The sequence below is a fragment of the Pseudomonas sp. HMWF006 genome, assembly GCF_003061205.1.
Taxonomy (GTDB): Bacteria; Pseudomonadota; Gammaproteobacteria; order Pseudomonadales; family Pseudomonadaceae; genus Aquipseudomonas; species Aquipseudomonas monsensis.
In genome coordinates this window covers 1-6,967 of record NZ_QAIU01000473.1, presented here as the reverse complement: position 1 = coordinate 6,967, position 6,967 = coordinate 1, and the positions used below count along the sequence as shown (strand labels likewise).

The following is a 6,967-nucleotide window of genomic DNA, read 5'->3' as shown; positions in this document are numbered from 1 at the left end:
CGTTGAGGGTGCCGGTGCTCAGCGCCAGGTTGTTGCCCAACTGCACGGTGCCGCCGTTGAGCGTGGTGTTGCCCAGGTAGGTGTTGGCGGCGCTGAGGCTCAGTTGCCCGGAACCGACTTTGGTCAGACCGCCGCTGCCGGAGATCACGCCGCTCAGGGTGGTGGCGTTGGTGCCTTGCACGGTCACGCCCCCGGCGCCGAGGGAGATCAGGTTGCTGACGTTCAAGCCGGCATTGCTGGCTTGCAGGATCCCGCCATTGGAGGTGAGGACACCGCTGCCGAACGTGGCGTTGTTGTTGAACTGGGCGACACCGCCATTGAGCGTGGTCGCGCCACTGACCAGTGGCCCCTGCAAGGTCCAGGTGCCGCTGTTGATGGTCAGGTTGTTGAAGTTGACGTAGTTGGCGCTCGACGCCGTGCCGACGCCGGTTGTGCCGCCGCCGACGCCGATCGGGTTCTGCAGGATCAGGCTGTTGGTGCCGCCCGCGCCACCATCAACGGTCCCGGTCGGGGCGAAAGTCAGGTTGATGCCGATCAGTCCGCCGAGGCCGACGCTGATTTGCACGCCGTCACCGACACTGACCGACGAGCCGGTGATTGCCGTGAAGGTGTTGGTACTGCTCGCGCCCATCGACACGCCGCCAGTGATGGCACCGGCGTTGGTGAAGGTGTTGCCCGCCGCCGAGGTCTCGAAGGCGATCCGGCCGTTGATGGTACCGGTGCTGCTGTTGGTCATGTTGACCCGCGAACCGCCATACACGCCAACCACCGGGGTGTCGGCCAGGGTGATGCCGCCGACCGAAAGCCCGGTCGAGGTGATGGTGCCGTTGTTGGTGATGGTGGTGGTTCCGGCTGAGGCGTTGTTCACCGCGATGCCCAGGCCGTCGATGCTGGTCAGGTTAAGCCCGAGCAACATGCCGGTGCCGCGGATGATTCCGCTGGCGTTGTTGAGCACGCTGACCGTGCTGGTTGCGCCTGAGCCGATGAAGGCACCGCCGCTCAACACCGAGACCAGCCCCAGCAGCGCCGGGTCGATCGTGCCGGAGTTGTTCAGAGTGATGTTGACCCCGGTCAGGTCCATCACATGGCCGCCGAGGGTCGCGTTCATTTGCGCGCTGGAGTTGACGTTGACCGTCAGGCCGCTGGTGGCGCTGGAAAAGTTGTTGAGAAATAGCGGCAGAGTCGGCACACCGCTACAGGTCACGGTGGAGCCGGCCGTGGAGCACGTGGCCAATGCAGGTGCGCTGACACCGCCGAACAACAACCCGGCAACGCTCAGGTGCACAGCAAGAGAAAGAGGGGAAAAACGCGAAACGAGGGCAACACCAAACCTTGCTTCCACGGGCTACTACTCCTTGTCGTGGCCAATTTCTTCCTTGAAAGCGTGCAAAGCCGCGCTTATTCCACACGCGAATCAAGACTGCGACGGTCATCACAAAACCGCTGATTGGGGACAACGCTAGTAGACGCCCCGCGATGGAGCACGGATTAAATGGTGTTAATACTTTAATACTAGGGCCTTCTAAACCGCGGGTTTCGGCCAGCAAACACTAGCTCTGATCGCCCAAAGAACCCTGCAGGAGTGAGCCTGCTCGCGATGGCGTCGTGTCAGATCACTCGATTTTGTCTGATACGCCGCCATCGCGAGCAGGCCCAAGCCTACAAGGGGAACGCGGTGTGGCCGGGAGACTTGGTACGCCTTGTGCAAACGTTTGCGACCTGCCTGTAACGGCTTTTTCGTAACAAAACCATACAGGCCCGCAGAACCCGGGCCTCGATCCGCAAAAAAGGACTTTGAATGCACGCTGCTTCCCCGCTTCGCGCCCCGTTTGCGCGCACGTTTGCTGTTTCCCTGCTACTGGCCGGCGTTACCGGAGTTCTCAGCCACAGCGCTGTCGCTCAGCCGGCCTTGCCCGAAGAATCCGCCCAAGGCGAAACCCTCAGCCCCGAAGCCAGCCCGCCCAAGGAAGGTGCGTACCTGTCGGACTGGTACAACCAGGACCTGACCCTGATCGGCAGCAAGGACATCAGTTTCGGTCCGCAACCGGCTGACGATATCTATCTGGAGTACGAGTACTTCGGGCGTAAAGGGCCGTTCGAGCTTTACGGCTACGTCGACATCCCGAAGATCTTCAACATCGGCAACAGCCACGACAAAGGGGTGTGGGACCACGGTTCACCGGTGTTCATGGAACACGAACCGCGCATCTCCATCGACTACCTCGCCGGGCGCAGCCTGGCCATCGGCCCGTTCAAGGAATGGTATGTAGCGTTCGACTGGATCTACGACCACGGCAGCCGCAAGGAGAACCGCGCCAACACCCTCTACAGTGGCTTCGGCACCGACATCGACACCCACTCACGGGTCAACCTGTCGGCCAACCTCTACGGGCGCTACCAGTGGGAAAACTACGGCGCGAGCAACGAGTATTCGTGGGACGGCTACCGCGCGCAGCTCAAGTACATCGTGCCCATCGACACATTCAGCAACGGCGCGTCGCTGACCTACATCGGCTTCACCAACTTCGATTTCGGCTCGGACCTGCACAAGGACAACCCGGCGCGTACCGCCAACGCCACGGTGGCGACCAACGTGTTGCTGTACTCGTTCACCCACCTGCGCTTCACCCTCGTCGGCCGTTACTTCCATAACGGCGGTAACTGGGAGGATGGCAGCGAGCTGAACTTCGGCGACGGCAATTTCCGCGCGCGTTCCAACGGTTGGGGTTACTACGCCGGCATCGGTTACCAGTTCTGAATTGAGGAGATATTCATGCAAGCAATGATGCGTTTGACCCTGGCCGCTGCGGCCCTGCTCTCTTCCTCCACCTGGGCGGCGGAGGCGCCGATCCAGCCGAAAGTCGTGCTGATCACCATGTTCGCCCCCGAGGCACAGAACTGGATCGAGCGCCTGAATCTCAAGCAGGAAATCCGTGTACCGGGCCTGTCCGCCGAGTACCCGACCATCCGCTGCAACGCTCAGCAGGTGTGCCTGCTGACCACCGGCATGGGCCAGACCAACGCCGCCGCCTCGACCCTGGCACTGGCCCTGTCGCCGAAATTCGACCTGCGCAAAAGTTATTTCCTGATCGCCGGGATTGCCGGCATCAGCCCCAAGCACGGGACCATCGGCACCGCCGCGTGGGCGCATTACCTGGTGGAGTTCGGCACGCAGTGGGAACTGGACTCTCGCGACGCGCCGTCGAGCTGGCCAACCGGTTATCTGGGCATCAACACCAAAGGCCCGAACGAAAAACCGCCGCTCGACTACAAGACCGAAGTCTTCGAACTCAACCCGAAACTGCAGGCCAAGGCCTTTGCGCTGAGCCACCAGGTCGCGCTGAGCGAGAGCAAGGAATCGGCGGCGTGGCGCCGGAAATACCCGTCAGCTCCGGCCAACCAGCCGCCCGTCGTCACCCGTTGCGACACGCTGGCAGGCAACACCTGGTTCTCCGGCACTCGCCTGAGCGAACGCGCCGAGGTCTGGACCAGGCTGCTGACCGACAACAAGGGCGAATACTGCACCACGCAACAGGAAGACAACTCGACCTATGAGGCTTTGTTGCGCGCCAGTCGTGAAGGCCTGGTGGATGTGCAGCGCCTCGCGGTGGTGCGCGCCGGCTCGGACTTTGACCGCCCTGCTCCGGGCGGCAGCGAAGTGGACAATTTGCTGAAGTACGCCGATCAGGGCGGCTTCGTGCCGGCGCTGGAAAACCTCTATCGAGCAGGCAATCCGCTGGTGCAAGACATCCTGAAAAACTGGTCGGCGTGGGAAAACGGCGTGCCGCACTCCTGAACCCACCAAAGCACCTTGTGGGAGCTGGCTTGCCAGCGATGGCATTAGAGCAGTCAACATCTTCATCGACTGTTCCACCGCTATCGCAGGCAAGCCAGCTCCCACAGGTTATGCGGTGTTGGTGAGATCAAGGGATGAGGATAATCTTATCGCCGCGGCCCTGATTCACCTCGGCATAACGTGCCAGACCTTCCGCCAGCGGCACCTCCACCAGCCCCTGAGGCAATGGCAGCCGATCCTCATCGAAGAACCGCCCAAACTGCTCGAGCATTGCCGCACAGGCCTCAACGCCATACAGCAGCGAATTGATCCCGACCACCGAACCGCCCTTGCGGTATAGCGCCAGCGCCGGCAACTGCACATGGCCGTCGACGGGTGCCGCGATGATCGCGATGCGGCCGAACGGTGCCAGCGCCGCCACCGAAGCGGGCAGCCAGAAACCGGTGGTGTCGAAGATCACATCGGCGCCGCCGCTGTACTCCGCGTGGACTTGGGCACCGAGCTCTTCGGGTTTATCCAGCTGGATCGTCGCGAAGCCCTGGGCCTGCAAGTCTTTGACCTGCTCCGGTCGCCGCGCCGCCGCCAGTATCTGCGCCCCACGGACCTTGGCCAGTGCCAATGCCGCCGTCGCCACCGCGCCACCGCCGATCACCAGGAAACGGGTTTCAGCACTCACATCGCTGCGCTCAAGCGCATCCCACGCCGTGGTGTACGGCACGCCGAGGCTGGCGGCCTGGGCGAAACTCAGGTGCGACGGTTTGTGCGCCACGCCACTGGCCGGCAGCTTGACGAACTGCGCGTGCGAGCCATCGGCAAAAAAGCCCAGCTCACGGCCGGTGCCCCAGACTTCCTGGCCGAGCAACGCCTGCGGGCCTTCAACCACGACGCCAGCGAAATCGCGCCCGGGAATCCGCGGCAACGTGGTGTAAGGGAAACGCCCGAGCACGTTCTTCACATCGCTGGGGTTCAGACCGGCCGCCTTGATCTCGACCAGCACGTCATCGGCACCGGGCTGCGGAGTGGCGACGTCGACGAAACGCAGGGAGGACAGATCGCCGGTTTTATCGAATTGCAGTGCTTTCATGAGGACATCCACCGAAGAGAGAAAGGAAAATTCACGAGAACCAACCGGCGACCAGTTGCCGGCCCATCGGCCACAACTGCTCACCCGCGAGCATGCCGAGCAGCCCCACCAGGGCGATGGCCGGTGGCGCCGGAGAACGAAAATTCAGCGCGCCATAGAGCAGGCCGACGCCCAGGCCGATGGCCAGCGAAATCAGGTAGTTCATGGGGAAAACTCCGCCGCTAAAAGGAATGGGCAGAGTCTAGGGAATCGGTGCAGAAGGCGTCGGCCAAGGACTTCTGAATTTCAGCCAAATATCGGCAAGTCACCACACAACCCTGCAGGCTCACGCCTACAGGGATGGTGTTCAGGCCGCGGGGAATTGCGAAGGCGCCACGCCCAGCTCACGGCGGAACATGTCACTGAAACTGCTCGGCGAATAACCCAGCTCTCGGGCAATGACACTGACTGCCACGCCCTGAATCAACGCCGCCACCGCCGTCGCCAGTTGCACCTGCCGCCGCCACTCGGCGAAGCCCATGCCGAGGCTGTCCTTGAACAACCGCGCCAGCGTGCGCACGCTGGCGCCGGCATTTTCCGCGTGCTGCTCGAACGCAATCTCCAGCGACGGCGCGGCCATCACCGCCTGACACAGGTTCATCAGGCGCCGGTCGGAATCGTCCGGCAGCGGAATCTTCAACGGCGAACGCCGGGCGCGTTTCAACTCCAGCAACGCCAACCCGACCAGGGCGTCGTAATACCCGGGATCGCCACTGTCGCCCTGCTCCACCAACCCGACGATCAGTTCACGCAGCAACCCGCCGACTTCGATCACCTGCACCGTCTCATCCAGCGTCGCCGCCAGCGCCGGGCGCAGGTAAATATTGCGCATCTGCAAGTCCGAGACCACACGAATCCCGTGCGGCACCCCGGGCGGCAACCACACGGCGCGCTGTGGCGGCACCACCAGCGCCTCATGCGGCGTCTCGACCCACATCACCCCGCTCATCGCATACAGCAACTGCCCCCAGACGTGCTCGTGCGGCTCGATATACAAACCACGGGGATAAGTGCGCGCCAGCGGTTGCACCGGCACATCGGTATCACTCAGATCGGGGGGCGCGGCAAGGGCCATGGCGAGCATTCATTGGGGTTGGCGGAAGCCGCATGGTAACCAGTCGGTCACCGCGTCGCCAACGATAGATACCGTCGGACAATCCGAGTGAATTTTCCCGGGGCGCTGTGATCCTTCTATTACCACAGGGAGGAATACGGGCTTTATGAACAACGCAAAACTGTTTGTCATCGATTACACCCTTCACGGCACGCCGAAGTCGTTCATTATCCGCTCGGACAAAATGGACAACACCGAGGCATGGCACTGGGCAAGCTGCGACGCCGGCGTGGGTCGCATCCCGCGTTTCGGCCGGGAGAAAGTGCAAAAGACCAGCAAACCGATGGCGGAAAAATTCGGCGTGGAAAACGTCACGTGGCGACCGGCGAGCTAGACTCTCGTCGGCGATGGGGACTCTTTGGGGGCGTATACAATGACCAGCATCTTCAGCCCGGCGCATCTGGATTATGGCCTGGACACCCTGTTTGGCCGTATCACCAAAAGTGTGGACTGTCGGGTGGGTCTTGAGGCTGTCGAAGGCGACCCCTATCGCTTCGCCCTGCGCGTGCCGGCGCCGTTACCGGAAGACCTGGACCAGGCGAAAACCGTGGTGGTCCGGGTGGAGGGGCGACGGTTGCAAGGCACGGTGCGGCATACCGAACGGCTGGATGATGAGAGCCTGAAACTGGAAGTGGAGCCTGATTAGGCTCCACTTTTTTATGGGCGCTTTTATTTGGGGTGGGCGCAGTGGCAGCCTTTGCTTGAACACGCTTCACCGTTTTTGTGGTGGTGAGCGCAGGCCTCACAGCAATAGTGTTTGCCGTGTACGGCGTAGGCGTGTTCGCCTTCTTTGATGGTGCATTTGCAGTTGGGGCAGTCGCATTTTCTATCGGGCATGGGGGCAGACTCCTTTTTTGGTGGTTGTCTGGGCTTGTGGGGTAAGCCGTAATTACAGTGTAGGAGCTGCTGGTGGCTGTGGGGGTTGGGGTTGGGG

At 62.1% G+C, this 6,967-nt stretch carries 9 protein-coding genes; 4 read left to right on the top strand and 5 right to left on the bottom strand.

Translation table 11 applies throughout. The features are described from left to right. The coding region (locus DBR24_RS20660; protein WP_371921335.1) for a beta strand repeat-containing protein at positions 1–1,342 on the bottom strand (1,342 nt) is incomplete at its 3' end. A 456-nt stretch (positions 1,343–1,798) separates the two neighbouring features. Between DBR24_RS20660 and DBR24_RS20655 the strand changes: the two genes are divergently transcribed. Both DBR24_RS20655 and DBR24_RS20650 read left to right on the top strand, forming a co-directional pair. Next, complete coding sequence (locus DBR24_RS20655; protein ID WP_123462226.1) at positions 1,799–2,758, top strand: nucleoside-specific channel-forming protein Tsx; 960 nt, start codon at positions 1,799–1,801, stop codon at positions 2,756–2,758. 15 nt (positions 2,759–2,773) lie between these two features. Continuing rightward, entirely contained in the window at positions 2,774–3,796 is a 1,023-nt protein-coding gene (locus DBR24_RS20650; RefSeq protein ID WP_123462224.1) for a purine nucleoside permease, read from the top strand. A gap of 127 nt (positions 3,797–3,923) precedes the next feature. Here the strand turns inward: DBR24_RS20650 and DBR24_RS20645 are convergent, their stop codons facing one another. The 3 genes from DBR24_RS20645 to DBR24_RS20635 form a co-directional block, all read right to left on the bottom strand. Next, a complete protein-coding gene (locus DBR24_RS20645) occupies positions 3,924–4,880 on the bottom strand; it encodes a zinc-binding alcohol dehydrogenase family protein (protein WP_128615683.1) in 957 nt (318 codons plus the stop codon). 31 nt (positions 4,881–4,911) lie between these two features. Continuing rightward, positions 4,912–5,085: a DUF1427 family protein gene (locus tag DBR24_RS20640; RefSeq protein ID WP_127652207.1), complete on the bottom strand. Its 174-nt coding sequence runs from the start codon at positions 5,083–5,085 to the stop codon at positions 4,912–4,914. A gap of 141 nt (positions 5,086–5,226) precedes the next feature. Continuing rightward, positions 5,227–5,994 (bottom strand): helix-turn-helix transcriptional regulator, encoded by a 768-nt coding sequence (locus DBR24_RS20635; protein ID WP_256591694.1) that lies wholly within the window; start codon positions 5,992–5,994, stop codon positions 5,227–5,229. 145 nt (positions 5,995–6,139) lie between these two features. Here DBR24_RS20635 and DBR24_RS20630 point away from each other — a divergent pair, with 145 nt between their 5' ends. Next, the gene (locus tag DBR24_RS20630; RefSeq protein ID WP_123462216.1) at positions 6,140–6,367 is read left to right on the top strand and encodes a DUF6555 family protein; all 228 of its coding nucleotides are present in this window, start codon (positions 6,140–6,142) and stop codon (positions 6,365–6,367) included. 39 nt (positions 6,368–6,406) lie between these two features. Beyond that, on the top strand, positions 6,407–6,679 hold the full coding sequence (locus DBR24_RS20625; protein WP_123462214.1) for a hypothetical protein: 273 nt from the start codon (positions 6,407–6,409) through the stop codon (positions 6,677–6,679). Between the two features lie 23 nt (positions 6,680–6,702). On the opposite strand, the gene DBR24_RS20620 is transcribed toward DBR24_RS20625, so the two are convergent. After that, positions 6,703–6,870: a metallothionein gene (locus DBR24_RS20620; RefSeq protein WP_123462212.1), complete on the bottom strand. Its 168-nt coding sequence runs from the start codon at positions 6,868–6,870 to the stop codon at positions 6,703–6,705. Positions 6,871–6,967: the final 97 nt, after the last annotated feature.